This is a genomic window from Morganella sp. TYF_1 (genome assembly GCF_043105645.1).
GTDB lineage: Bacteria > Pseudomonadota > Gammaproteobacteria > Enterobacterales > Enterobacteriaceae > Morganella > Morganella morganii_B.
This window is the reverse complement of sequence record NZ_JBICLU010000027.1, coordinates 96,198-122,931: the sequence shown is the minus strand read 5'-3', so window position 1 is coordinate 122,931 and position 26,734 is coordinate 96,198. Positions and strand designations below refer to the sequence as shown.

Here is a 26,734-nt window from a genome sequence, read left to right as displayed (position 1 = left end):
GGGCTTTTTATGATTCAGAGAATCAATTATGCGTCATTATTGGTGCGACGGCGCGGTGCGGAATTTCCGTCTTCACGGCGGAAGTTGCGGCGCTCGCCCTGCGGACGGCGATCGCTGTTACCACGCTCAGAACGCTCGCCGTCACGGCGGTTACCACCACCGAAACTGCGGCCGCCGTTACCACCACGGTCATTACCGCCGCTGCGGCGTTCACGGTTGAACGGCTTCGCATCACCGACTAATGTCATGTTCATCGGCTTGTTCATCACACGGGTACGGGTGAAGTGCTGTAACAGATCCGTCGGCATACCTTTCGGTAATTCGATAGTTGAGTGAGTATCAAACAGTTTGATGTTACCGATGTAACGGCTGTTGATATCCCCTTCGTTAGCAATCGCGCCCACAATGTGACGGACTTCAACACCATCGGTACGGCCCACTTCAATGCGGTACAGTTCCATATCACCCACGTCACGGCGTTCACGGCGCGGACGATCACCACGCTCAGGACGATCGCCGAAACGGTCGTTACGGTCATTGCGGCGGCGATCATCACGATCGTTGAACTCACGGCGCGGACGGCGTGGTGCATCCGGTGGCAGGATCAGTTTGCGCTCACCTTCTGCCATTTTCAGCAGAACAGCAGCCAGAGTTTCCATATCGATATCTGCGTCAGACTCATCGCTGTCTGCCGGAACCAGTTTTTTCAGCAGTGCACGATATTGATCCAGGTTGCTGCTTTCCATTTCTGCATGGATAGTGGCAGCAAATTTTTCCTGGCGGCGCTGGCTGATCATCTCTGCATCCGGTAATTCTACCTCAGGAATGGTCAGTTTCATGGTGCGTTCAATGTTGCGCAGCAGGCGGCGTTCGCGGTTTTCAACGAACAGCAGAGCACGGCCGGCACGACCCGCACGACCGGTACGGCCGATACGGTGAACGTAAGATTCCGCATCCATCGGGATATCGTAGTTAACAACCAGGCTGATACGCTCAACGTCCAGACCACGGGCAGCAACGTCTGTTGCAATCAGGATATCCAGACGACCGTCTTTCAGGCGCTCCAGCGTCTGCTCACGCAGTGCCTGGTTCATGTCACCGTTCAGTGCCGCGCTGTTGTAGCCGTTACGCTCCAGGGTTTCAGCCACTTCCAGAGTCGCGTTTTTGGTACGGACGAAGATAATCGCCGCATCAAAATCTTCCGCTTCCAGGAAACGGACCAGTGCTTCACTCTTACGTGCGCCGTAAGCAGTCCAGTAGCTCTGGCTGATGTCCGGACGGGTGGTGATGCTGGTCTGGATGCGCACTTCCTGCGGATCTTTCATGAAACGACGGGTAATGCGGCGGATAGCTTCCGGCATCGTTGCAGAAAACAGGGCTGTCTGGTGCTCTGCCGGGATCTGGCTCATGATGGTTTCAACGTCTTCGATGAATCCCATGCGCAGCATTTCATCTGCTTCGTCCAGTACCAGACCTTTCAGGTTGGATAAATCCAGGGTGCCGCGTTTTAAGTGATCCAGCAGACGGCCCGGCGTCCCGACAACCACTTGTGGTCCCTGACGCAGAGCACGTAACTGGACGTCATAACGCTGACCGCCGTACAGGGCGACCACATTCACGTTACGCATATGTTTGGAGAAATCAGTGCAGGCTTCCGCAACCTGAACCGCTAATTCACGGGTCGGTGCCAGCACCAGGATCTGTGGTGCTCTCAGGTTCGGATCAATATTGTTCAGTAACGGCAGGCCGAATGCCGCCGTTTTACCACTACCTGTCTGTGCCATACCGAGGACATCACGTCCGGCAAGCAGGTGCGGAATACATTGTTGCTGGATCGGGGACGGCTTTTCGTAGCCCAGGTCGTCCAGTGCAGTCAAAATATCAGCTGATAAACCAATGTCAGCAAAAGAGATTTCAGTCTCAGTGGTCATGTAAAGGTGCCTCATACAAAATGGCGGCCAGTCTACACAACCCATCGGAAAGCATGTCGGTTGTTTTCATTTAAAAGTGTGAACTGGCTCAAATAAAATTATAAAACGAACAAAAATCCCCCCATCACTTTCGCAATGGTGAAAAATTAACGGGTTGAAGTGTGTTCGTCAGCTATTGTGGATCTGAATCCGTCAGGTCCTGTTCTTCATCACCTAACAGAGCTAATTCCAACAATGCGTAGCGGTGCTCAACGAAATTGTGTGCGTTGTTGGCAACCGTCAGCTTGAACAGCGTTTCAGCGCTGTCCGTATCCCCCAGACTCAGGTAGTATTTACCTAAATAGAAGTAGGTTTCACTGAGATGTTCAGCGAGCGAAGTGTTATCCGTTGAGAATTCCTTCAGCCGATCAAGCAGTGTCTTTTCACTGATGTCGCCGAGATAGAATTCAGCAATATTCCAGCCCCATTGTCCGCCTTTCGCCTGCTGATAGCGCTGACGTAAATCGGTCAGTGCTTTCTTTGGATCTATCTCTTTATCGACGAGATAAAGCCACAGCGAGCGGAACGGATCGTTTGGATCATCCTGATAAAACGCCAGCAAATCATCCCGCGCCACCGGATACCGGCCCCCGTAATACAGGGCAATACCGCGGTTCATACGCGCGTAGTTATAAGTTGGATCAAGCTCTAATACAGAATCATACGCTTCATAGGCAGCATCAAAGTTGCCTGCCTGCGTAAAATAAATGCCCAGGTAATTAAATATTTCCGGAATATCCGGACGCATTGATAACGCAACGGTAAAATCGTTACGTGCCAATGCACGCAATCCGAGGCTGTCATACAACACACCACGCTGATAAAGCAGCTGGGCGTATTCGTCCTCAGTTAATGACCGGCTTGCCAGTATTTGTTCCATTCGGGCGAGGATCACTTCCTGCTGTAATGATGGCTGCAGGGGTACTGCAAGTAAATCCCCGGAGTGCCAGTTTTTACCGCTGCTGCATCCTGCGATAAAAATTATAGCTGCAATGCTCCACCAACGCAGAAAAAAATTCATTTCCTACTCCCGAAGTCAGATCCCTGAAAGGATAATCCTCTGACTGACAATAACCGAGTGCATTTTTGCTTTTTTTGCCGAATGGCGCCCTTTTTACAGGACGCCACGACTTACGTCAAATTTTATTCAGCGTTATTTGCATCAGGGGTTGCATCCGAAGCCGGTGCAGCATCCTGACTGACTGCTTCTTTCATGCTCAGGCGGATACGACCCTGACGGTCGATTTCCAGTACCTTGACCGGTACTTCCTGACCCATTTCCAGATAATCTGATACTTTTTCAACGCGTTTGTCAGCGATCTGAGAGATATGCACCAGACCTTCTTTACCGCCGCCGATAGCCACGAAAGCACCGAAATCAACGATACGGACAACTTTACCGTTATAGACACGACCGACTTCCACTTCTGCGGTGATTTCTTCGATACGGCGGATAGCCATCTTCGCTTTATCACCGTCAGTTGCAGCAATCTTCACGGTACCGTCATCTTCGATTTCGATAGTGGTGCCGGTTTCTTCGGTCAGGGCACGGATCACAGAACCGCCTTTACCGATAACGTCTTTAATTTTGTCCGGATTGATGCGGATGGTGTGGATGCGCGGTGCAAACTCAGAAATATCAGCACGTGGTGAGTTGATAGCCTGTTCCATCACGCCCAGGATGTGCAGACGCGCACCTTTGGCCTGGTTCAGAGCCACCTGCATGATTTCGCTGGTGATACCTTCGATTTTGATATCCATCTGCAGGGCGCTTATACCATCACGGCTGCCCGCCACTTTAAAGTCCATATCGCCGAGGTGGTCTTCATCACCCAGGATATCAGACAGAACCACGTACTTGTCGCCTTCTTTCACCAGACCCATTGCGATACCGGCAACCGCTGATTTCACAGGAACACCTGCATCCATCAGTGCCAGAGATGCACCACAGACTGACGCCATAGAAGAAGAACCGTTGGATTCAGTGATTTCTGACACCACACGCACGGTGTACGGGAATTCTTCCTGAGACGGCATCACTGCCAGCACACCACGTTTCGCCAGACGACCGTGGCCGATTTCGCGGCGTTTCGGTGAACCGACCATACCGGTTTCACCCACACAGTACGGAGGGAAGTTGTAGTGGAACAGGAAGGTATCAGTGATTTCACCCATCACCTGATCCAGCGTCTGTGCATCACGGGCAGTACCCAGCGTTGCGGTTACCAGCGCCTGAGTTTCACCACGGGTGAACAGAGAAGAACCGTGAGTACGCGGCAGAACGCCGGTGCGGACATCCAGTGCGCGGACCATGTCTTTTTCACGACCGTCGATACGCGGCTCGCCGTTCAGAACACGGGTACGGACAACAGATTTTTCAACCGCAGCCAGGATGTCGCTGATTTCATGTTTCAGTTCGCCGGTCAGCTCTTCACCGCGTGCGGCGAATTCTGCTTCCAGTGCGCTGATGGTGGCATCTTTAATGATATCAACCTGCGCATAGCGATCCTGCTTCTCAGTGATACGGTAAGCATCACCCAGGGCTTTTTCAGACAGCTCAGCAACGCGGTCATGCAGAGTCTGATTAACAGGCTCAGGCTGCCAGTCCCACTTCGGTTTACCGGCTTCAGCAGCCAGTGCGTTGATATTTTCGATAACAATCTGCTGCTGATCGTGACCGAACACGACCGCACCCAGCATTTGTTCTTCAGTCAGCAGCTGTGCTTCTGATTCAACCATCAGAACCGCACCTTTGGTACCGGCAACAACCAGATCCAGTTTGCTTACTGCTAATTCGTCAGTGGTCGGGTTCAGAACATACTGGTCATTGATAAAACCAACACGTGCCGCACCAATCGGGCCGTTGAACGGAATACCGGACAGTGCCAGTGCCGCTGAAGCACCAATCATTGCCACGATATCAGGGTTAACCTGCGGGTTCACAGACACCACGGTTGCGATGATCTGAACTTCGTTCAGGAAACCTTCCGGGAACAGCGGACGTAACGGACGGTCAATCAGACGTGCGATCAGGGTTTCGCCTTCGCCCGGACGGCCTTCACGGCGGAAGAAGCTCCCCGGAATACGGCCGGCAGCGTAAGTACGCTCCTGATAGTTTACGGTCAGCGGGAAGAAGTCCTGGCCCGGTTTCATTTTTTTCTGGCCGACAACGGTAACGAATACCGCAGTGTCGTCCATATTAACCATTACAGCTGCTGTCGCCTGACGGGCCATCATGCCGGTTTCGATAGTGACAGTGTGCTGACCATACTGGAATTTACGGATTGTCGGATTTAACAAAATAATATCCTTCTGGGTCTCTCACCCCGGCAGGGGTAAGTAGTGAAATGGTTCCTTCAGATACATCCTCGCGACTAATGACAACCTTTTCCTGTTGCCGGAAAGTGCTCTCATTAGCCGCGCGAATAGCTGTACCGAAGAATCGTTATTATTGCGGCAACAGCGTAATGTGCCGCATTCAGAAGAAAAGGGGCCGTCGGCCCCTTTCCACTGAAACTCGTCTGAATTAGCGACGCAGGCCCAGACGCTCAAGAATTGAGGTGTAGCTTGCTAAATCTTTGCCTTTCAGATAGTTCAGGAGCTTACGACGCTGAGCTACCATGCGCAGCAGACCACGACGGCTGTGGTGATCTTTTTTATGCTCAGAAAAGTGACCTTGCAGGTGATTGATCTGTGCAGTCAGCAGCGCGATCTGAACTTCGCTTGAACCGGTGTCGTTTTCGCCACGACCGAAATCAGCGACAATTTTCGCTTTCGCTTCAGTGCTTAGAGACATAATAGAACTCCAAATATACTTTGATTAATAAAATTGAGTGCCGATCTCTAATTCAGCATCTCAGGGAAATTGCCGCGTTATTCTACGCCGCCCGCGCCCTGAACGCAAGATATGGCGGCACTTATTCCGCGTATTCCACGACAAGGCGGCGCGGTGCCACCAGGCCGTCCTCACTGATCACCGCAAGGCCGATAAACTGTGCATCATCACCCTGCGTTACGCGGGTTAATGTCTCCGGTGCCAGGTCGTGTGAAGCCCGTACCGGCTGCCCCAGCTTAAAATACCCGGCGGTCACATCCGTCAGATTGACCTGCGGGAAATGAGACACGGCGGTATCCATCGGCAGCAGCAGCGGATCCAGTGCGGTTTCAAGGGGTGTTTCTGATTCATCCGCCACCCGGCGCATGTCCTGAAGCTGTTCCAGTGTCACCATCCGTTCTGCCGGATACGTAGCCACCTGCAACCGGCGCAGCATGGTCACATGCGCACCACAGCCGAGTTTCTCACCGAGATCATCAATAATAGTGCGGATATAGGTGCCTTTCGAACAGTGAATCTCCAGCTCCAGCTCGTCCCCTTCATGGCGGATAAACAACAGTTCATACACTGTGATCGGGCGGGCTTCCCGCTCGATGGTGATGCCTTTACGGGCATATTCGTACAGCGGGCGTCCCTGATGCTTGAGCGCGGAATACATGGACGGTACCTGTAAGGTATCGCCCCTGAATGACTCCAGAGCAGCCGCAAGCTGTTCCGCCGTGAATGTCAGCGGGCGCTCACTGATCACCTCACCCTGTGAGTCTGAGGTGTCTGTGCGCTGCCCCAGGCGGGCAATCACACGGTAACGCTTGTCGGAATCCAGCAGAAACTGTGAAAATTTGGTCGCTTCACCGAGGCAGACCGGCAGCATACCGGTCGCCAGCGGATCCAGCGCGCCGGTGTGACCGGCCTTGGCGGCATTAAACAGACGGCGGACCTTCTGCAACGCATCATTGGATGAAATGTCCTGCGGTTTATCCAGCAGGACAATGCCGTTGATATTACGGCCACGACGACGGCGTGCCATCAATTACCCTCTTTGTCGTCCGCAGATTTACGCATATCCTGGTCGTGTTTGATCACATCAGACACCAGGTTGGACATACGCATCCCTTCGACCAGAGAACTGTCATATTCAAATTTAAGTTCCGGAATAATGCGCAAGCGCATCTCTTTCCCCAGCAGGGAACGAATGTAGCCGGAAATATCATTTAAGACTTTGATACCGGTTTTCACCTGCTCTGAATTCTGGTCTTCATCCATAAAGTTCAGAAAGGTGACAAACACTGTGGCATAGGCCATATCGCGGGATAAATCCACGCCGGATACCGTTGCCATCCCCACACGGGGATCTTTAATTTCACGCTGCAGGATAATCGCAATTTCTTTCTGAATTTCCTGTGAAACGCGCTGAGTACGGCTGAATTCTCTCGCCATAGTTTCTCTCCTGAAAATTAGGGGGGCCATAAGCCCCCCAATTATATCATGTTATGTCATACCGTCAGGTGATCAGATAGTTCGCTGAACTTCAATCACCTGGAAGACTTCAATCATGTCGCCCGGGCGGACATCATTGTAGTTCTTGACACCGATACCACATTCCATCCCGTTACGGACTTCAGCAACGTCATCTTTGAAGCGGCGCAGGGATTCCAGCTCACCTTCATAGATAACCACGTTGTCACGCAGAACGCGGATTGGGTTGTTACGTTTGATCGTTCCTTCCGTCACCATACAACCGGCGATGGCACCGAATTTCGGTGAACGGAACACATCACGGACTTCTGCCAGACCCATGATTTCCTGTTTGAACTCCGGCGCCAGCATCCCGCTCATTGCCTGTTTGATTTCATCAATCAGGCTGTAGATAACGGAATAGTAACGCAGATCAACGCTTTCGCTTTCAATCAGGCGGCGTGCTGATGCATCCGCACGGACGTTAAAGCCGAGGATAATCGCGTTTGATGCCGCAGCCAGTGTGGCGTCAGTTTCGGTAATACCACCGACACCGGAACCGATAATTTTCACTTTGACTTCGTCAGTTGACAGTTTCATCAGTGAATCGGTGATAGCTTCACAGGTACCCTGTACGTCTGTTTTCAGAACGATGTTCAGTTCAGAAACCTTACCGCTTTCCATGTTCGCGAACATGTTTTCCAGTTTGGCTTTCTGCTGGCGTGCCAGTTTCACATCACGGAATTTACCCTGACGATAGAGTGCCACTTCACGGGCTTTCTTCTCGTCACGGACAACAGTCGCTTCATCACCGGCAGACGGTACGTTGGACAGACCCAGGATTTCCACCGGCATGGACGGACCCGCTTCGGTGATATCCTGACCCAGTTCGTTACGCATCGCACGGATACGACCGTATTCAAAGCCGCACAGGACGATATCGCCTTTGTTCAGTGTACCGCTCTGTACCAGGATAGTCGCGACCGGACCACGGCCTTTATCGAGGTAAGATTCAATAACCACACCGCTCGCCATACCGGCGCGCACAGCTTTCAGTTCGAGAACTTCAGCCTGCAGCAGGATAGCGTCGAGCAGATCGTCGATACCGGTCCCTTTCTTCGCGGAAACACTGATGAACTGAGTGTCACCACCCCACTCTTCAGAGAGAATGCCATACTGAGACAGTTCGTTACGTACGCGATCCGGATCGGCTTCCGGTTTATCCATTTTGTTCACCGCAACCACAACCGGCACACCCGCTGCTTTCGCATGCTGGATAGCTTCGATAGTCTGCGGCATCACGCCATCGTCCGCTGCAACCACCAGAACAACGATATCCGTTGCCTGCGCACCACGGGCACGCATAGAGGTAAACGCGGCGTGTCCCGGCGTATCCAGGAACGTGATAGCACCTTTATCGGTGGTCACATGGTATGCACCGATGTGCTGGGTAATACCGCCCGCTTCGCCGGAGGCGACTTTGGTGGAACGGATATAGTCCAGTAATGAGGTTTTACCGTGGTCAACGTGACCCATGATGGTCACAACCGGCGCACGTGGTTCAGCCTGTGCTTCACCCATGTCACGGTCGTTCAGGATCGCTTCTTCCAGCTCGTTCTCACGGCGCAGGATAACTTTGTGACCCATTTCCTCGGCAACCAGCTGTGCGGTTTCCTGGTCAATCACCTGGTTGATAGTCGCCATCGCGCCCATCTTCATCATGGTTTTAATGACCTGAGAACCTTTCACCGCCATCTTGTTGGCTAATTCACCAACAGTGATGGTTTCACCGATAACCACATCACGGGTAACCGCTGCAACCGGCTTGTTAAAGCTCTGCTGCAGTGAGCTGCCTTTACGCTGTTTCTTACCGCGCGGCAGTTGCGCGCGGGCTTCTTCGCGATCGGCTTTCTCAGAGTGACGGTTATTTTTCTTCTGGCGGACGTTTTTCGCGCCGCGGCTGCGGCCGCGGTTATCGCCTTCAACTTTCGCATCACTTTCATCTTCCGCTTCACGGGCGTGAGCAGAGGTGGTGGTGTGATAGTCCGCGCTTTCTGTTTCTTCGCTGACAGGAGCAGACCATTTCTCGCCGTTTTCTTCGGCCAGACGGCGCGCTTCTTCTGCAGCACGTTTTACTTCAGCTTCAAGTTTGCGCTGCTGTTCTTCTTCAGCTTTGCGTTTGATTTCAGCGGCTTCGGCTTCGCGGCGCACTTTTTCGCTGTTTTCCCGGCTATCCGCCGGGGCTGATTTCGCTTTATTTTCTTTCACGTTATTCTTTTCCGCTGCTTCACGCTTAGCCGGTTCTGCCGCTTGTTCAGTTACTTTCGCTGCTGCCGCTTCGCGTTTTGCCTTTTCTTCAGCCTCACGTTTGGCTTGCGCCTCTTGTTTAGCTTTTTCTTCGGCTTCACGACGGGCCTGCTCTTCAGCTTCGCGTCTTGCCTGCTCTTCCGCTTCACGCTGTGCCTGCTCTTCCGCGGCTTTTGCCTGTTCAGCGGCATCGCGGTTTACATATGTGCGTTTTTTGCGGACTTCAATATTAACCGATTTGCTCTTGCCACCGGTTACCGGAACACTCAGCGTACTGCGAGTTTTGCGCTGAAGTGTTAATTTACCCGGCTGACTTGCCCCGCCCTGTTCGCGGTTCAGATGGGCCAGCAGGGCCTCTTTCTCTTGCTGGGAAACGTTATCAGACGCCGTTTTTTTGATGCCGGCATCAGCAAACTGCTGTACCAGGCGCTCTACGGAAGTCTGAATTTCGTCTGCCAGTGATTTTACCGATTCTGTCATGCTGCTCCTTCCCGCTACAAATTAAGATGCATCGTCGCCAAACCAACAGATATTACGTGCTGCCATAATGAGTTCACCTGCTTTCTCATCATTCAGACCTTCGATATCTGTGAGGTCATCGATACCCTGCTCTGCGAGATCTTCAAGGGTACAAATACCACGGGAAGCCAGGGTGAATGCCAGTGTGCGGTCCATGCCTTCAAGGTTTAACAAATCATCCGCCGGTGTGGTACCTGACTGGCTCTCTTTCTGTGCCAGTTCGAGCGTTGTTAAAGCGGCTTTTGCACGTTCGCGCAGAACTTCAACGGTTTCCTCTTCGAGGCCGTCGATTTCCAGAAGTTCGCTGACCGGCACATACGCCAGTTCTTCCAGTGTGGAGAAACCTTCTTCCACTAATAAAGTTGCGAAATCTTCATCGATGTCGAGATGCTTAACAAAAGTTTCAATGGAAGCGTGTGCTTCCGCCTGGTGTTTCGCGTTAAGTTCCTCCGCAGTCATGACGTTCAGTTCCCATTTGTCATCACCACGATGTTTTTTCAGCAGTTGTGCAGCGAGACGCACATTCTGGCCGTTACGGCCAATGGCCTGTGCAAGGTTGCTGCTTTCAACAGCAACGTCCATTGTGCATTTGTCTTCATCGACAACAATGGATGCAACATCTGCCGGAGCCATTGCATTAATCACGAATTGCGCCGGGTTGTCATCCCACAACACGATATCAATCCGCTCGCCGCCCAGCTCACCGGAAACGGCCTGAACGCGGGCGCCGCGCATTCCCACACATGCCCCGACAGGGTCGATGCGTTTGTCATTGGTTTTCACCGCGATTTTCGCACGGGAACCGGGATCACGGGCAGCCGCTTTAATTTCAATAATCTCTTCGCCGATTTCCGGCACTTCGATTTTAAATAATTCGACCAGCATTTCCGGACGGGAGCGGGTCACAAATAATTGTGCACCACGGGCTTCCGGACGAACATCATACAGAACTCCGCGGATACGGTCACCCGGACGGAAGTTCTCACGCGGCAGCATATCTTCGCGCATAATGACCGCTTCCGCATTATTCCCCAGATCGAGAGTAATGTTTTCGCGGTTCACTTTTTTCACCACACCGGTGATGATTTCGCCCTGCTGCTCGCGGAACTGATCAACCACCATCGCACGCTCGGCTTCACGTACTTTCTGCACGATAACCTGTTTTGCGGTCTGAGTGGTGATACGGTCGAAGGTGACAGATTCAATCTGATCTTCGATATATTCGCCTAACTGAATGCCCGGCGTTTCATAATCAGCCGCTTCCAGTGTGATTTCACGGGTCGGCTGAGTGACTTCTTCTACCACCATCCAGCGGCGGAAGGTATCAAAATCACCGGATTTACGGTCGATTTCAACACGAACATCAATTTCCTGTTCGTATTTTTTCTTGGTGGCGGTTGCCAGCGCAGTTTCCAGAGCCTCAAAAATTTTCTCACGAGGAAGCGATTTTTCGTTAGAAACTGCCTCAACAACAGCCAGAATTTCTTTATTCATCCTAGTTGCCTCTTTTGAACTTTATATTAAAAGTGGGGTACCAGGTTAGCTTTCTGGATGTTGCCAAGTGCGAACACTTCGTCTTTGCCATCCACTGTAACCGTGATCATTTCACCGTCAACGGCTTTGATAATACCCTGCCATCTGCGACGGTTCTGCATTGCGATTCGTAACGTCAGTGAGACTTCCTCACCGGTAAACCGCTGATAATGTTCTGCCGTAAATAACGGACGCTCCATACCCGGAGACGAAACCTCAAGGTTATAAACGGTTGTAATAGGATCTTCAACATCAAGAACGGCACTGACCTGGTGGCTCACGTCCGCGCAATCATCAACAGTGATACCCTCTTCACTATCAATAAAAATACGCAGTGTTGACACGCGGCCGCGGATAAACTCCACGCCGACAAGCTCAAAACCGAGTGCTTCGACAGGTGCAGTGACCATCTCTGTTAATTTCTGCTCTAATGTGGACAAGACCACCCCCGGGACATAAAAAAAGGGCATAACGCCCAGTATCTCTGTTGACTGATAACAAAAAACCCCGAAATTTCGGGGCTTTATGCAACTGGACCCTGTGTACATCACACTTCTTAATCTTTTTTCCAAATCAGGGATAACGTAAGAGTTGTTGATACAATCAACATTGGAAAAAACGATTTGTTATAAAGAAGTGGTTGCGGGAGCCGGATTTGAACCGACGACCTTCGGGTTATGAGCCCGACGAGCTACCATGCTGCTCCATCCCGCGTTCGAAACGTGAAAAATTCTACGCTGATCACCTGCAAAACGCAAGTGTGAAACTAAATGGTGCCGAGGACGGGACTTGAACCCGTACGCCCGTTTTGTAGGCACTACCACCTCAAGGTAGCGTGTATACCAATTTCACCACCTCGGCACTGAACTGCTCTTTTTTACGGGACTGACTGATGGTGTGTATCAATCCCGTTTAAAACTTTCTACTTCAGACTTGCAACAATCAGCGCGGAATATCGCTGTTAGGAGCTGCTGGTGCTGCGGGAACATCTGTTTTCTGTTCTGTCTGCACCGGCTGAGCGAGATTATCAAACTTGCTGCCTGTACCGGTTTTATTGCTGGTCATATTGCCCAGGATTAAACTCAGTACAAAAAACAGTGTTGCTAAAATGCCTGTGGTACGGGTCATGAAGTTACCTGAACCCGAAGAACCAAACAGTGTTGCAGATGCGCCTGCACCGAACGAAGCACCCATGTCCGCACCTTTCCCCTGCTGCATTAAGATCATGCCGACTAAGGCGATCGCAACAAGCAAGAAAACGACTAAGAGAGCTGTATACATAAACGTGTACCTATTCCTCGTACGGTATACCGACTGATTCGGTATCAATCTGCACACTCACCGGTAAACCTGATTACCTTACTGAGCGGGTCAGAATACTAACCAAACAAACGCACGCGCGCAAGTCTATTTTGAGCCCGGCGCATCGGTTGCGGAAAAAAACAACAATAAGGTCCGGATTCTGACAGAGCCGGGGGAAAACCGCAATCAGTTTTTCCGGCTCTGCCATACACATCATAAATAATTACACGCGTTTCACCGCGTCTGCGATGCGGTTTGCCATTGCAGTGACCTGCGCTTCATCCTCCCCTTCCACCATCACACGGATCAGTGGTTCAGTACCGGATTTACGCAGCAGCACACGGCCTTTGCCGTTCAGCTCTTTTTCCACTTCCTGCGCCACACGGATGACTTCCTCGCTTGCCAGCGGGTCGTGCTGACCGGCAAAACGGACGTTCACCAGCACCTGCGGCAGCAATTTCATGCCGCTGCACAGATCGTGCAGGCTCATGTTGTTGCGTACCATGGCACTCAGCACCTGAAGACCCGCCACAATGCCGTCACCGGTGGTGGTTTTATCCAGCAGGATAATGTGGCCGGAGTTTTCCGCCCCCAAACGCCAGCCTTTTTCCTGGAGTTTTTCAAGCACGTAACGGTCGCCGACTTTCGCGCGCTCAAACGGAATACCCAGCTGTTTCAGCGCCAGCTCCAGCCCCATGTTACTCATCAGTGTGCCGACAGCACCACCGCGCAGTTGTCCCTGACGCAGTGCTTCGCGGGCGATGATAAACAGGATCTGGTCGCCGTCCACTTTCTCACCCAGGTGATCCACCATGATCAGGCGGTCACCGTCACCGTCAAACGCCAGACCGACGTGTGCGCCTTCAGCGAGAACACGTTCCTGTAACTGACGGACATCCGTTGCACCACATTTTTCGTTAATGTTGATACCGTTCGGATCACAGCCGATTGCAATGACTTCCGCGCCCAGTTCACTCAGGACGTTCGGTGCAATGTGATAGGTTGCGCCGTGTGCGCAGTCGATCACCATTTTCAGCCCGTTCAGGCTCTGCTCGTTCGGGAATGTGCCTTTACAGAATTCAATATAACGACCGGCGGCATCCACAATACGGTTTGCACGCCCCAGTTCGGCGGATTCCACACAGGTCAGTGGTTTTTCCATTTCGGCTTCAATCGCTTCTTCCACGTGATCCGGCAGCTTGGTGCCGTCAATGGAGAAGAATTTGATGCCGTTGTCATAATACGGGTTGTGAGAGGCGGAGATAACAATACCCGCTTCGGCACGGAAAGTTCGGGTCAGATACGCGACCGCCGGTGTCGGCATCGGGCCGGTAAATGAGGCGGATAACCCGGCGGCGGCAAGCCCGGCTTCCAGGGCGGATTCCAGCATATAGCCGGAAATACGGGTATCTTTACCGATAATAATTTTACGTGAGCCGTGACGTGCCAGCACTTTTCCGGCCGCCCAGCCCAGTTTGAGCACAAAATCAGGGGTAATCGGGCTGTCACCCACTTTTCCGCGGATGCCATCAGTACCAAAGTATTTGCGATCACTCATTGTCGTTTGTTTCCTTCGCTAAACGGGTTGCTTCCACCACTTTCATGGCCTGGACAGTTTCTTTCACATCATGGACACGGATAATCTGCACACCTTTCATCGCGGCAATCACCGCACAGGCCACGCTGCCGGCAACCCGTTCATCCGGGGGAATATCCATCAGCTGGCCAATCATAGATTTTCGTGACATACCGGCGAGAACCGGTAATCCCAGGTGATGAAACAGGTCTAATTTATCCAATAACTGATAATTATGCGCCAGTGTTTTCCCGAAACCGAAGCCCGGATCGAGAATTATGTGATTTTTTTCAATGCCGGCCGCCAAACAACGCGCCACCTGTGCTTCAAGGTACGTATATACCTCACGCACCACGTTCTGATAGTGCGGTGCCTGCTGCATGGTACGCGGTTCTCCCTGCATATGCATCACACAAACCGGCAGACCGCTCTGTGCCGCCGCCTGTAAGGCCCCCGGCTCACTGAATGACCGGATATCATTGAGAATATGAGCCCCTGCATTTGCGGCTTCGCGGATCACCAGCGCTTTTGAGGTATCCACTGAAATCCAGACATCTGACTCACGGGCAATCGCTGTCACAACCGGGATAACCCGCTCCGCTTCCTGCTCCGGACTGACTTCCGCCGCGCCGGGACGGGTGGATTCACCGCCGATATCAATGATCGTCGCGCCTTCCGCAATCATTTTCCGGGCATGTTCCAGTGCTTTGGCGGGGGTGTTATGTGTACCACCGTCTGAGAATGAATCCGGGGTCACATTGAGGATCCCCATCACCTGCGGCGTTGTCAGTGAAAGTGTCTGACCGCGTGCGGTAAGTTTCATAATCCGGCCTTCTTACTGTTTATTATTTCAATCGTGAGGTGATTGTAATGCCTGACTCCGGCGGGATAAAGATATAAAAAAACCCGGCAGATTTTCCGCCGGGTTTTTCACATTACTGCTTCATACCACTGAATGATGAATTATGACTGCTTGTTGTCGTCTTCAGACGGCGCAGCATTGTTGTCATCTGATGATTCAGGTGCTTCCTGAACCGGAACCTGGTTACTGCTTTCCGGCGGACGGGTATCCGCTTTCGGCTTGTCACCTTCCCAGCCCGCTGGTTCACGGACCGGCACACGGTTCATCAGATCATCAATCTGTGGTGCATCAATGGTTTCATATTTCATTAATGCATCTTTCATGGTGTGCAGGATATCGAGGTTATCCATCAGGATCTGACGCGCACGTTTGTAGTTACGCTCAATAATCCCGCGGATTTCCTCATCGATAGTCCGGGCAGTTTCATCAGACATGTGCTGTGCTTTTGACACAGAACGGCCTAAGAATACTTCACCGTCTTCATCCGCATACAGTAACGGCCCCAGTTTTTCGGAGAAGCCCCACTGTGTCACCATGTTACGGGCAATGTTCGTTGCCACTTTGATGTCATTGGATGCGCCTGTGGACACATTTTCCGGCCCGTAGATAATCTCTTCCGCCAGACGACCGCCGTACAGGGTGGAAATCTGACTTTCAAGTTTCTGACGGCTGGCACTGATCTGATCCCCTTCCGGTAAGAAGAAAGTCACACCCAGCGCACGTCCGCGCGGAATAATGGTCACTTTATGGACCGGGTCATGCTCCGGTACCAGACGACCGATGATCGCGTGACCGGCTTCATGGTAGGCAGTCGAGGCTTTCTGCTCTTCTGTCATCACCATAGAGCGGCGTTCCGCACCCATCATGATTTTATCTTTTGCTTTTTCGAACTCGACCATGGTCACAACGCGTTTATTACCGCGTGCCGCAAACAGCGCAGCTTCGTTCACCAGGTTAGCGAGATCCGCACCGGAGAAGCCCGGTGTACCACGTGCCAGCACAGACGGTTCAACGTCCGGTGATAACGGCACACGGCGCATATGCACTTTCAGGATTTGCTCACGGCCGCGTACATCCGGCAGACCGACCACGACCTGACGGTCGAAACGACCCGGACGCAGTAACGCAGGGTCAAGCACATCCGGACGGTTGGTTGCCGCGATAACGATAATACCTTCGTTACCTTCGAAACCATCCATCTCAACCAGCATCTGGTTCAGTGTCTGCTCACGTTCATCATGACCACCGCCCAGACCCGCACCACGCTGACGGCCGACGGCGTCGATTTCATCGATAAAGATGATACATGGTGCGGCTTTCTTCGCCTGTTCGAACATATCACGGACACGGGACGCACCCACACCCACGAACATTTCGACGAAGTCAGAACCGGAAATGGTGAAGAACGGGACTTTCGCCTCACCGGCAATGGCTTTTGCCAGCAACGTTTTACCGGTACCCGGCGGCCCCACCATCAGAATACCTTTCGGAATTTTACCGCCGAGTTTCTGGAAGCGGCTCGGCTCACGCAGATACTCCACCAGCTCGCCGACTTCTTCTTTGGCCTCATCACAACCGGCCACATCCGCAAAGGTGGTTTTGATCTGATCTTCAGTCAGCATGCGAGCCTTACTTTTGCCGAAGGACATCGCACCTTTACCGCCGCCGCCCTGCATCTGGCGCATAAAGAAGATCCAGACGCCGACTAACAGCAGCATCGGGAACCAGGAAATGAAAATGGTTGTCAGGATACCCGGCTCTTCCGGTGGTTCACCGACCACAGTGACGTTTTTGTTCAGCATGGTGTTAAGCAGCTGATTGTCCTGCATCGGCAGGTACGTCGTGTATTTGGAGCCGTCTTTTTTACTGACGTTAAGATCACGATTGGAAATACGGACTTCGCGCACCTGATCCTGTGCTAACTCAGTGATGAAGGTAGAGTAGTCCACCTTACGACTGTTTGAATCGCCTGGGCCAAAACTCTGGAACAACGACATCAGCACTACTGCGATGACCAGCCAGAGAATTAGGTTTTTCGCCATGTCACTCAAGGGATTAACCTCTTATTACATCTGTGTTAACAAATAACGCACAGGGTACTACACTTTCCACCCTGTCGCTACAATGTATACTTCACGCGATCGGGCCCGCGAAGCATCGGGTTTACGGATTTTCACTTTCGTGAACAGGGAACGAACCTCCCGGAGGTACTCGTCAAAGCCATCTCCCTGAAAGACTTTAACAATAAAACTGCCCCCCGGTGCCAGAACAGAACGGCACATATCAAGTGCCAGCTCAACCAGATACATCGCGCGCGGAATATCAACAGCCGGTGTTCCGCTCATATTTGGTGCCATGTCTGACATAACAACCTGGACTTTTTTATCCCCCACGCGCTCCAGCAGAGCATTGAGCACGTTTTCGTCACGGAAATCGCCCTGAAGGAAATCCACGCCGACGATGGGATCCATCGGTAACAGGTCACAGGCAATGACACGCCCGGACTGACCGATGTGATTAACAGCATATTGTGACCAGCCGCCGGGTGCAGCACCCAGATCCACAATAGTCATGCCCGGTCTGAAAATATTATCGCCCTGCTGAATTTCTTCGAGCTTAAACCAGGCACGAGAGCGAAGCCCCTTTTTTTGCGCCATCTGAACATATTTATCACTAAAATGTTCCTGTAACCAGCGCCCGGAGCTTGCTGAACGTTTTTTATTGGCCATTGTGTTTTCCGACTAACCTGTTATTTCTGACTCAGTTTTTTCGCATAACCGGACAAAAGTCCCGTTACCGCAGACAGTACTCCTCACCTAATGATGGTGATAAGCATGATATGGCGGTAGAATACACCGTTTTCAATAGTTATTAAGCAAAAAAAACGATGAACCTCACTAAAAAACAAGTCCAGCACCTGAAAGCGCTCGCTCATCATCTGAACCCGGTTGTCATGATTGGCAACAACGGGCTGACTGAAGGCGTACTCGCAGAAACGGAAGTCGCTCTTACACATCATGAGCTTATCAAAGTTAAAATCGCGGGCGAAGACCGTGAAATGAAAACCTTGATCGCTGATGCGATTGTGCGTGAAACCGGTGCTTACAATGTGCAGATTATCGGTAAAATTCTGGTGCTCTACCGTCCGTCGGAAGCCCGGAAGATCATTTTACCTAAATGATAATTGCATATTTATAAAAAAATGCCACCGGCAGATGATTTCTGACGATATCGTCCGGCCGGTGGCATTCCTTTCAGATTTTCTTCCTATCCCGGCAGCCTCAGCGCTCAGCCGCCCGAATGTAAAGTTCAGTAAAAACGCCTTTCACTGCATTTTTCTGATGAAATATCCGTATTGTGCTGTTTTTTTACGGCACTGCTTACAGGTATTCCACATTGATGACTTCATATTCCACTTCACCGCCCGGTGTCTGGATAACAACCACGTCATCCACCTCTTTGCCGATAAGGCCGCGGGCAATCGGGGAGTTCACTGACAGCAGGTTTGATTTGATATCAGCCTCATCATCACCCACGATGCGGTATGTCTGCTCTTCATCCGTTGCGACGTTAAAAACGGTCACCGTCGCACCAAAAATAATCCGGCCATTATTGGTCATTTTGGTGACATCAATCACCTGCGCATTGGAGAGCTTGGCTTCGATCTCCTGAATACGGCCTTCACAGAAGCCCTGCTGCTCACGGGCTGCATGATATTCTGCGTTTTCTTTCAGATCGCCGTGCTCGCGGGCTTCCGCGATATCAGCGATAATTTTCGGACGGCGCTCATTTTTGAGAAATTCTAATTCTTCACGCAGTTGGTCTGCGCCGCGTACCGTCATAGGGATTTGTTTCATTCTCTACCTCTGAATCATTCCTAAGTAATAGTCATATCATCCTGATTAAACGATAACAGTACCTTATGCGCCTTATGTGGCACACTACTATTAAGTAAAACCATGTAAATCTGCGCTGATACGGCCATCGCACTGCGGATGCTGTCAGCGCGGTTGACGCGTTGTCCGCGCGGGCTGAACTGAAATCCTGTTCCGGTATTCTATCCCGGAGCGCAATGCGGGTCATCGTTTACTTTTACCGGTCCGTGGCTTTAGTATAACGGGCTCTCACCCCGTATTGTGATGGATAGGTCGCTCAATGAATGTTTTTACCCGGCTCACGTATGCAATGGGATTGTCAGTATTACTGGCCGCCGGTGCGGCAGCCACCCCGGTCGAACAATATACCCAATATCTGCCTGCCGGTACAAACCTGGCAATGATTGCACAAAGGGTGGGTGATTCTCAGCCAATCGTGGAATATCAGGGGCAGCAGATGGCACTGCCCGCCAGTACCCAGAAAGTGGTGACGGCGCTTGCCGCATTGTTGCAGCTGGGGCCGGATTTCCGCTTTACCACCAGTCTGGAAACCAAAGGGCATGTTGAGGGCACCACCCTGAAAGGGGATTTAATCACCCGTTTTACCGGTGATCCGACCCTTACCCGTCAGCAGATCCGCAATATGGTCAATGAGCTGCGCAAAGCCGGGGTACAGGCCATTGACGGTGACCTGGTGATCGATATCTCTGCCTTTGCCAGTCATGATAAAGCACCGGGCTGGGTATGGAATGATTTAACCCAGTGCTTCAGCGCCCCGCCGGGTGCCGCGATCATCGACCGCAACTGCTTTTCAGTAACACTGCACCCCGGTGATAAACCCGGTGATACCGCCTATATCCGCACGGCGGATTATTATCCGGTCACGATGTTCAGTGAAGTCAAAACCCTGGAGCGCGGCTCTGCCGAAGGCCGTTTCTGTGAGCTGGATGTGGTGCCGGGTGAACTGAACCGCTATACCATCACCGGCTGTATGAATCAGCGCAGCGAGCCGCTGCCGCTGGCATTCGGTGTCCAGAACGGCGCAAGCTACGCCGGGGCGATCGTCAAAAATGAACTGATCCACGCCGGGATCACCCTGAGCGGCACTGTCCGCCGCCAGACCCACCCGGAACAACCGGGTACCGTGCTGATACAGACCCAATCCGCCCCGCTGCATGCCCTGCTGACCAAAATGCTGAAAAAATCCGACAATATGATTGCCGACGAAGTTTTCCGCACCATCGGGCGCAGCTATTATGGTGTGCCGGGCACCTGGCGTTCCGGCCAGCAGGCCGTCCGTCAGGTACTGAAAGAGAAAGCCGGTATTGATATGGGTAATACCGTGATGGTGGATGGCTCCGGATTATCCCGTCACAACCTGATCACCCCGGCGACCATGATGGAAGTGCTGCAGTTTATTGCCAAACATGATGATCAGCTGCAATTTATCAAAATGCTACCGCTCTCCGGTTATGACGGCACACTGCAATACCGTGGTGGTCTGACAGAAGCGGGCGTTAACGGCAAGCTCTCCGCCAAAACCGGTTCATTGCAGGGCGTCTATAATCTGGCCGGCTTCCTCACCACCGCCAGCGGACAGCGTATTGCGTTCGTGCAGTTTATTTCCGCTTATGCCGTCCCGCCTGCCCAGCAGCGCAGCCGCCGTGTGCCGCTGGTTCGCTTTGAAGGGCATTTGTATAAGGATTTATACCGGAATTACTGAGTTGCTGAAAACTAACGACAATAAAAAACCCGGCGTATTCACCGGGTTTTTCTTTGCTCAGGATTCTGACGATTACTTCTTCCAGATGAACTCGACACCTTCTTCGTCGTCTTCATCCCAGTCGTCGTCCCAGTCATCATCTTCTGCCTGATCAAGCTGCTCTTTGTGGTAATCGTCCCACATAAAGTCCACTTTCGCATCCGCAGCCGGGACTTCAGCAACCGCTTCGCGGGCATGGGTATTGAGGAATTCCATCAGATCCCAGCACAGTGCTTTCACGCCTTCGTGATTGACCGCAGAGATCATATAGAATTTTTCTTCCCAGCCGAGGGCATCGGCGATCGCCTGAGCGCGGGTTTTCGCTTCTTCCGGATCAATCAGATCGACTTTGTTGAAGACCAGCCAGCGCGGCTTCTCAGCCAGCTTCTCACTGTATTTTTCCAGTTCACCGACAATGATCTTCGCATTTTCCACCGGATCACTTTCATCCACCGGGCAGATGTCGATCAGGTGCAGCAGCACGCGGCACCGTTCCAGGTGTTTCAGGAAACGGATCCCCAGACCGGCACCATCAGATGCGCCTTCGATCAGTCCCGGGATATCCGCGACCACGAAGCTCTGTGAGTTATCCATCCGCACCACACCCAGGCTCGGCACCAGTGTGGTAAACGGATAATCCGCCACTTTTGGTTTTGCCGCAGAGACAGAACGGATAAAGGTGGATTTACCGGCATTCGGCATTCCCAGCATCCCGACGTCAGCCAGCAGCATCAGTTCCATCATGAGTTCGCGGGTTTCACCCGGGGTACCCATAGTGCGCTGACGCGGTGCGCGGTTAACAGAGGATTTAAAGCGTGCGTTACCCAGGCCGTGAAATCCGCCCTTGGCAACCATGTGACGCTGTCCGTGCTGCAACATGTCCGCCAGTATCTCATTGGTGGTCATATCGCGCACACGGGTGCCTACAGGCACGTTAATCGTGATATCGTTGCCCCGTTTACCGGTACAGTCACGACTCTGGCCGTTTTGACCCCGCTCAGCACGGAAGGATTTTTCAAAACGGTAATCAATCAGGGTATTGAGGTTTTCATCGGCCTGAAGGTATACATCACCGCCATCACCGCCGTCTCCGCCGTCTGGTCCGCCTTTCGGAATATATTTTTCGCGACGGAAGCTCACGCATCCGTTGCCGCCATCTCCTGCCACAACCAGGATTTTAGCTTCATCTACAAATTTCATTACTTTTCTCCGTAACGTTGCCGTGTCCGGACTACCGGTTCAGTATGACCCGGGATGACGTTTTACGCATATAAAAAGCCCTGCAAAAGGTTTGCAGGGCTTTCGGACTCGGTTAAGACGTGAAAAACTTATTCAGCTTCGATGCTGATGAACTTACGGTTTTTCGGGCCTTTAACTTCGAATTTTACTTTTCCGTCAGCTAACGCGAACAGAGTGTGGTCGCGACCGCAACCTACGTTGCTGCCTGCGTGGAATTTAGTACCACGCTGACGAACGATGATGCTGCCTGCTAATACAGCTTCACCACCGAAACGTTTTACACCCAGACGTTTTGCTTCAGAATCGCGACCGTTTCGAGTCGAGCCGCCAGCCTTTTTGTGTGCCATTGATCTGCTCTCCTATTAACTTAAGCGATACCGGTAATTTTAACATCAGTGAACCACTGACGGTGGCCCTGCTGTTTCCGGCTGTGTTTACGACGACGGAACTTAACGATTTTAATTTTATCGCCGCGACCGTGTGTAACCACTTCAGCTTTAATTTTAACACCTTCAACGACTGGAGCGCCGATCTTGATGTCTTCACCATTTGCAACCATCAGGACCTGGTCAAACTCAACAGTTTCACCTGTTGCGATGTCCAGCTTTTCCAAGCGAACGATTTGACCTTCGCTGACCCGGTGTTGTTTACCACCACTTTGGAAAACCGCGTACATATTAACTCCGCTTTCCGCACACCCCATAAAATTTGATTCTCAGAGTGCACTATAAAATTATTCACAATAGGGCGCGGATTTTACGCAAAAATGCCGCAAATGACAAGTGCTGAAAACGATCTAATGGTAAAAAAACGTCACTTTACAGATACCCGTTTATTTGCAGCTTTTTTACAGTACAATCATAAAATATAAAAAAACGCTGCTATCATAAACCATTACCTTTGATCGGGATGTCAAAAACAAGGTTAAAGCAAGTCATATGAACTCAGAACAAATAATCGCGCTGACGGCGGATGATATGGCCGCTGTCAATCAAAAGATTCAAAAACAGCTGACCTCAGACGTATCACTTATCAACCAGCTGGGTTACTACATTATCAGCGGCGGCGGGAAACGGATCCGCCCGATGATCGCTGTGCTGACCGGACGGGCTCTGGGCTATGACGGCGACAAACATATTCAGGTGGCAGCCCTGATCGAATTTATTCATACCGCCACCCTGCTGCACGACGATGTGGTGGATGAATCTGATATGCGCCGCGGCAAACAGACGGCCAATGAGGTGTTCGGCAACGCCGCCAGTGTACTGGTCGGGGATTTTATCTACACACGATCCTTTCAGATGATGACGGATCTGGATTCCATGCGTGTGCTGAAACTGATGTCAGAGGCGACAAACGTGATCGCGGAAGGGGAAGTGCTGCAGCTGATGAACTGCAACGATCCGGATATCAGCGAAGCGGATTACATGCAGGTTATTTACAGCAAAACCGCCCGTCTGTTTGAGGCCGCCTCACAATCTGCCGCGATCCTGGCCGGTGCCACACCGGAACAGGAAAAAGCATTGCAGGATTACGGCCGCTATCTCGGCACCGCGTTTCAGCTGATCGATGATGTTCTCGATTATGATGCGGATAACGCGACACTCGGTAAAAATACCGGGGATGATCTCGACGAAGGCAAACCGACACTGCCGCTGCTCCACGCCATGCACAACGGCAATGCAGAAGAATCCGCACTGATCCGTCAGGCCATTGAACAGGGTAACGGGCGTCATCTGCTGGAACAGGTTCTGGCAGCCATGAAGCGCTGCGGCTCCCTGACTTACACGTATAACCGTGCCGAAGAGGAAGCCGACAAAGCTATCGCAGCCCTGTCCGTACTGCCGGATTCACAGTACAAAGACGCGCTGGCTGGTCTGGCTCATATCGCCGTCCGCCGCTCCGCCTGATCACAGCGAAAAAAACGGGATCCGCGAGGATCCCGTTTTTTATTCCGGTTTTTCGTCCCGCTCCCGGCTGCCCGGAAGTTCCTGTGCATCAAGATGCTGGATGAGTTTGGCCAACCCTTCCCGCAGAATGAACGTAACAATTTTTTCCCGTTCCTCTCTGGTCAGCTGATAATAGGCTTCCACCCAGATCAGAAACGCATCCTGCCGTTTCGCCTGATAGCTGGCGCTGTTGTCACATGCATGCAGGATCGCCTGAACTTCATCCGGCAAACTATCGACACTGTATTCGACTGCTTTTCCCTGCACGCCGCGCTTGCGCCGCTGATGCCAGCCTTCCCGTCTCGCCATCAGGTTGACACCTTGAGGAGATGATGGCAAGCCCGCCAAACCAACCAATTCCTTCGCGGAATACCATTCTTTTTTCATCTTTTCTCCTGCAACCCATTTTCAGCAAAAAATCGGCAATTTCCGTGCTTAAACTGCGTGAATTTACCGGGCACTTTCCTAAAAATGACAACTGCTTTAGCTACACTGAATTTATTTAACAGCTTCCGGATTGATGCCGATTTTTACGAGTTCATTTGACAAACACAAGGATAAAACATCATCTTTTTGTGAATAATCGGCATATTTTATTACAACGACGGTAAGTACTGACAACATGACCGTCGGGCAGAAAATGAGATCCGGCTCAGTGCTGCTGTTGACGTATCACGCCTGATAACAGGTAAAAACCACTTTTGTTTCATCAACAAACTCCTTATGTTGAGTAAGTAATTGTGCTTACTTGATTCATTCCTTTGTGTTGCCGCCAAATGTTCATTTGGTTTCTTAATTCTGTAACAGAGTTCAAAAAAGATATTTTTAAGAAAAAATTTAAGAAAATATTTAGAAAAATAATGGTATTTTATTTTCTTAATAACGAATTGAATTCATCTTTAATGTAACGACAACTCGTTATTTATACCACTAACACAACATTAATCTGAAATAAAAAGGACGCAATATATGGATTCCGGTAAATCTGACTGGCACCCTGCTGATATTATTGCTTCGCTGAAAAAACGGGGGACAAGTATGGCTGCCTTGTCGCGCAATTCGGGACTCAGCTCCTCAACACTCGCCAACGCGATTGTCCGCCCGTGGCCGAAAGGTGAATGGCTCATCGCAGACTTTCTCGCCATTCATCCGTCAGAGATTTGGCCCAGTCGTTATTTTGATTCTATCACAGGTGAATTATTAGATAGGAAAAGAAGAATGAAGGTAACTAAGTAATTTCAATATATAATCATAAAAATAATAAAACCGCTAATAATGATTAGCGGTTTTATTTACGGGCCGAAAAAATAAATACAACTAATTAATAATTCAGCTGTTAATAAATTTCTCACCAAGAGCAATATCGGCTTTCAGCACATCCAGCATGCCGTTCAGCGCTTTCTCTTCGTATGCACTGAGTGAACCGATGTCCAGACGCTTCTCAACACCGTTCTTGCCCAGCAGCACCGGCTGAGCAAAGAAACGGGCGTATTTGCCGTCACCTTCGGTATAAGTGCATTCCACCACATTGCTCCCGCCCTGCATGGCGCGAACCAGTGACAGGCCGAAACGCGCAGCGGCCTGGCCCATAGAGAGCGTAGCGGACCCGCCGCCGGCTTTGGCTTCCACCACTTCCGTACCGGCGTTCTGAATACGTTTGGTCAGGCTGTCAATTTCCGCATCACTGAAGCTGACACCCGGGATCTGAGACAACAGCGGCAGAATGGTCACACCGGAGTGACCACCAATGACCGGCACTTCCAGTTCCTGTGGTTTTTTCCCTTTCAGTTCCGCCACAAAGGTGTTGGAACGGATAATGTCCAGCGTGGTCACGCCGAACAGGCGATTTTTGTCATACACACCGGCTTTTTTCAGCACTTCTGCCGCGATCGCCACCGTGGTGTTCACCGGGTTGGTGATAATACCGATTAATGCTTTCGGGCAGGTTTTGGCAATTTTTTCCACCAGATTACGGACGATCCCCGCATTCACATTAAACAGATCAGAACGATCCATGCCGGGTTTACGGGCCACACCGGCAGAAATCAGGACAATATCCGCACCTTCTAATGCAGGGGTAGGATCCTCTCCCGCGAATCCGGTGATCCGGACATCAGTCGGAATATGGCTGAGATCTTTTGCCACACCCGGTGTGACCGGTGCGATATCATATAAAGTAAGATCTGAACCTGAAGGAAGCTGGGTTTTAAGAAGAAGGGCGAGAGCCTGACCAATACCACCTGCTGCTCCGAGAACTGCAACTTTCATCCTGAGACTCCTTAACTTGGGACGGTTAGCACGATTGCGCATCGGGCGCGAATCCGTGCATGAGGGCTGTGAATACAATATTTTAACAGACTGATTGCATATTCACGCATTTAAATCTGTTTGTCTATTGTTATCCATTCTAAACAAATCGCTTATCTGTTAATGAGATAAGGAACACTATTTTGACAATTATTTTACTTTAAGCGCACTTATAGTCATGTGCGTTAATATACCGATGCGTAACTGATAACAACCTCATTTAATTAACAATATATTTACCTC

General features: G+C 51.3%; 25 protein-coding genes and 2 tRNA genes. 4 read left to right on the top strand and 23 right to left on the bottom strand.

The annotated features are described in order from the left end of the window. Nucleotides 1-26: 26 nt before the first annotated feature. The 17 genes from ACF8OF_RS19225 to rlmE form a co-directional block, all read right to left on the bottom strand. The gene (locus ACF8OF_RS19225) at nucleotides 27-1,931 is read right to left on the bottom strand and encodes a DEAD/DEAH family ATP-dependent RNA helicase (protein WP_262882599.1); all 1,905 of its coding nucleotides are present in this window, start codon (nucleotides 1,929-1,931) and stop codon (nucleotides 27-29) included. Further along, nucleotides 1,921-1,986 carry a hypothetical protein gene (locus ACF8OF_RS19220; protein ID WP_225875391.1) on the bottom strand — a complete coding sequence of 22 codons (66 nt, stop codon included), beginning with the start codon at nucleotides 1,984-1,986 and terminating at the stop codon, nucleotides 1,921-1,923. Before ACF8OF_RS19220 ends, ACF8OF_RS19225 begins: the two co-directional genes overlap by 11 nt. A gap of 117 nt (nucleotides 1,987-2,103) precedes the next feature. After that, nucleotides 2,104-2,991, bottom strand: coding sequence for a lipoprotein NlpI (gene nlpI, locus ACF8OF_RS19215; RefSeq protein ID WP_004234572.1), 888 nt, complete (start codon nucleotides 2,989-2,991; stop codon nucleotides 2,104-2,106). A 122-nt stretch (nucleotides 2,992-3,113) separates the two neighbouring features. Next, the gene (gene pnp / locus ACF8OF_RS19210; protein WP_392497397.1) at nucleotides 3,114-5,270 is read right to left on the bottom strand and encodes a polyribonucleotide nucleotidyltransferase; all 2,157 of its coding nucleotides are present in this window, start codon (nucleotides 5,268-5,270) and stop codon (nucleotides 3,114-3,116) included. A gap of 226 nt (nucleotides 5,271-5,496) precedes the next feature. After that, nucleotides 5,497-5,766 (bottom strand): 30S ribosomal protein S15, encoded by a 270-nt coding sequence (gene rpsO, locus ACF8OF_RS19205; protein WP_025152377.1) that lies wholly within the window; start codon nucleotides 5,764-5,766, stop codon nucleotides 5,497-5,499. Nucleotides 5,767-5,887: 121 nt separating this feature from the next. Then, on the bottom strand, nucleotides 5,888-6,832 hold the full coding sequence (gene truB, locus ACF8OF_RS19200) for a tRNA pseudouridine(55) synthase TruB (RefSeq protein WP_025152376.1): 945 nt from the start codon (nucleotides 6,830-6,832) through the stop codon (nucleotides 5,888-5,890). Next, nucleotides 6,832-7,242: a 30S ribosome-binding factor RbfA gene (gene rbfA / locus ACF8OF_RS19195; RefSeq protein WP_262859298.1), complete on the bottom strand. Its 411-nt coding sequence runs from the start codon at nucleotides 7,240-7,242 to the stop codon at nucleotides 6,832-6,834. The genes truB and rbfA overlap by 1 nt, the downstream gene beginning before the upstream one ends. A gap of 72 nt (nucleotides 7,243-7,314) precedes the next feature. Beyond that, nucleotides 7,315-10,047, bottom strand: coding sequence for a translation initiation factor IF-2 (gene infB, locus ACF8OF_RS19190; protein ID WP_279800527.1), 2,733 nt, complete (start codon nucleotides 10,045-10,047; stop codon nucleotides 7,315-7,317). A gap of 21 nt (nucleotides 10,048-10,068) precedes the next feature. Beyond that, nucleotides 10,069-11,580 (bottom strand): transcription termination factor NusA, encoded by a 1,512-nt coding sequence (nusA, locus tag ACF8OF_RS19185; protein ID WP_004234558.1) that lies wholly within the window; start codon nucleotides 11,578-11,580, stop codon nucleotides 10,069-10,071. 26 nt (nucleotides 11,581-11,606) lie between these two features. Further along, on the bottom strand, nucleotides 11,607-12,059 hold the full coding sequence (gene rimP / locus ACF8OF_RS19180) for a ribosome maturation factor RimP (RefSeq protein WP_004241392.1): 453 nt from the start codon (nucleotides 12,057-12,059) through the stop codon (nucleotides 11,607-11,609). A 197-nt stretch (nucleotides 12,060-12,256) separates the two neighbouring features. Continuing rightward, nucleotides 12,257-12,333: transfer RNA gene (locus ACF8OF_RS19175), tRNA-Met, on the bottom strand. Between the two features lie 57 nt (nucleotides 12,334-12,390). Further along, nucleotides 12,391-12,480: transfer RNA gene (locus tag ACF8OF_RS19170), tRNA-Leu, on the bottom strand. 81 nt (nucleotides 12,481-12,561) lie between these two features. Beyond that, the gene (gene secG, locus ACF8OF_RS19165) at nucleotides 12,562-12,900 is read right to left on the bottom strand and encodes a preprotein translocase subunit SecG (RefSeq protein ID WP_025152374.1); all 339 of its coding nucleotides are present in this window, start codon (nucleotides 12,898-12,900) and stop codon (nucleotides 12,562-12,564) included. A 244-nt stretch (nucleotides 12,901-13,144) separates the two neighbouring features. Beyond that, nucleotides 13,145-14,479: a phosphoglucosamine mutase gene (glmM, locus tag ACF8OF_RS19160; protein ID WP_274371271.1), complete on the bottom strand. Its 1,335-nt coding sequence runs from the start codon at nucleotides 14,477-14,479 to the stop codon at nucleotides 13,145-13,147. Then, entirely contained in the window at nucleotides 14,472-15,320 is an 849-nt protein-coding gene (gene folP, locus ACF8OF_RS19155) for a dihydropteroate synthase (protein ID WP_279800525.1), read from the bottom strand. The genes glmM and folP overlap by 8 nt, the downstream gene beginning before the upstream one ends. Before the next feature lie 140 nt (nucleotides 15,321-15,460). Then, nucleotides 15,461-17,410 (bottom strand): ATP-dependent zinc metalloprotease FtsH, encoded by a 1,950-nt coding sequence (ftsH, locus tag ACF8OF_RS19150; RefSeq protein WP_025152371.1) that lies wholly within the window; start codon nucleotides 17,408-17,410, stop codon nucleotides 15,461-15,463. A gap of 48 nt (nucleotides 17,411-17,458) precedes the next feature. Beyond that, nucleotides 17,459-18,088, bottom strand: a complete 630-nt coding sequence (gene rlmE / locus ACF8OF_RS19145) for a 23S rRNA (uridine(2552)-2'-O)-methyltransferase RlmE (protein WP_279800524.1) — start codon at nucleotides 18,086-18,088, stop codon at nucleotides 17,459-17,461. 158 nt (nucleotides 18,089-18,246) lie between these two features. Between rlmE and yhbY the strand changes: the two genes are divergently transcribed. Then, nucleotides 18,247-18,540: a ribosome assembly RNA-binding protein YhbY gene (yhbY, locus tag ACF8OF_RS19140; RefSeq protein WP_004234544.1), complete on the top strand. Its 294-nt coding sequence runs from the start codon at nucleotides 18,247-18,249 to the stop codon at nucleotides 18,538-18,540. A gap of 199 nt (nucleotides 18,541-18,739) precedes the next feature. On the opposite strand, the gene greA is transcribed toward yhbY, so the two are convergent. Next, nucleotides 18,740-19,216 (bottom strand): transcription elongation factor GreA, encoded by a 477-nt coding sequence (gene greA, locus ACF8OF_RS19135; protein ID WP_015422313.1) that lies wholly within the window; start codon nucleotides 19,214-19,216, stop codon nucleotides 18,740-18,742. 328 nt (nucleotides 19,217-19,544) lie between these two features. Here greA and dacB point away from each other — a divergent pair, with 328 nt between their 5' ends. Then, a complete protein-coding gene (gene dacB / locus ACF8OF_RS19130; RefSeq protein WP_274371290.1) occupies nucleotides 19,545-20,957 on the top strand; it encodes a serine-type D-Ala-D-Ala carboxypeptidase in 1,413 nt (470 codons plus the stop codon). A gap of 72 nt (nucleotides 20,958-21,029) precedes the next feature. On the opposite strand, the gene cgtA is transcribed toward dacB, so the two are convergent. From cgtA to rplU, 3 genes are all read right to left on the bottom strand, one after another. Continuing rightward, a complete protein-coding gene (gene cgtA, locus ACF8OF_RS19125; protein WP_025154529.1) occupies nucleotides 21,030-22,196 on the bottom strand; it encodes an Obg family GTPase CgtA in 1,167 nt (388 codons plus the stop codon). A 128-nt stretch (nucleotides 22,197-22,324) separates the two neighbouring features. Continuing rightward, complete coding sequence (gene rpmA, locus ACF8OF_RS19120) at nucleotides 22,325-22,582, bottom strand: 50S ribosomal protein L27 (protein WP_004241388.1); 258 nt, start codon at nucleotides 22,580-22,582, stop codon at nucleotides 22,325-22,327. A 20-nt stretch (nucleotides 22,583-22,602) separates the two neighbouring features. After that, nucleotides 22,603-22,911 carry a 50S ribosomal protein L21 gene (gene rplU, locus ACF8OF_RS19115; protein WP_004241383.1) on the bottom strand — a complete coding sequence of 103 codons (309 nt, stop codon included), beginning with the start codon at nucleotides 22,909-22,911 and terminating at the stop codon, nucleotides 22,603-22,605. A 262-nt stretch (nucleotides 22,912-23,173) separates the two neighbouring features. Here rplU and ispB point away from each other — a divergent pair, with 262 nt between their 5' ends. Next, nucleotides 23,174-24,145: an octaprenyl diphosphate synthase gene (gene ispB / locus ACF8OF_RS19110; protein WP_025154530.1), complete on the top strand. Its 972-nt coding sequence runs from the start codon at nucleotides 23,174-23,176 to the stop codon at nucleotides 24,143-24,145. A gap of 39 nt (nucleotides 24,146-24,184) precedes the next feature. Here the strand turns inward: ispB and ACF8OF_RS19105 are convergent, their stop codons facing one another. Next, nucleotides 24,185-24,571, bottom strand: a complete 387-nt coding sequence (locus ACF8OF_RS19105) for a DNA-binding protein (protein ID WP_262859305.1) — start codon at nucleotides 24,569-24,571, stop codon at nucleotides 24,185-24,187. 582 nt (nucleotides 24,572-25,153) lie between these two features. On the opposite strand from ACF8OF_RS19105, the gene ACF8OF_RS19100 reads away from it, so the two are divergent. Beyond that, the gene (locus ACF8OF_RS19100; protein WP_025154532.1) at nucleotides 25,154-25,420 is read left to right on the top strand and encodes a helix-turn-helix transcriptional regulator; all 267 of its coding nucleotides are present in this window, start codon (nucleotides 25,154-25,156) and stop codon (nucleotides 25,418-25,420) included. 93 nt (nucleotides 25,421-25,513) lie between these two features. On the opposite strand, the gene mdh is transcribed toward ACF8OF_RS19100, so the two are convergent. Then, entirely contained in the window at nucleotides 25,514-26,452 is a 939-nt protein-coding gene (mdh, locus tag ACF8OF_RS19095; RefSeq protein ID WP_262861159.1) for a malate dehydrogenase, read from the bottom strand. Nucleotides 26,453-26,734 lie beyond the last annotated feature (282 nt).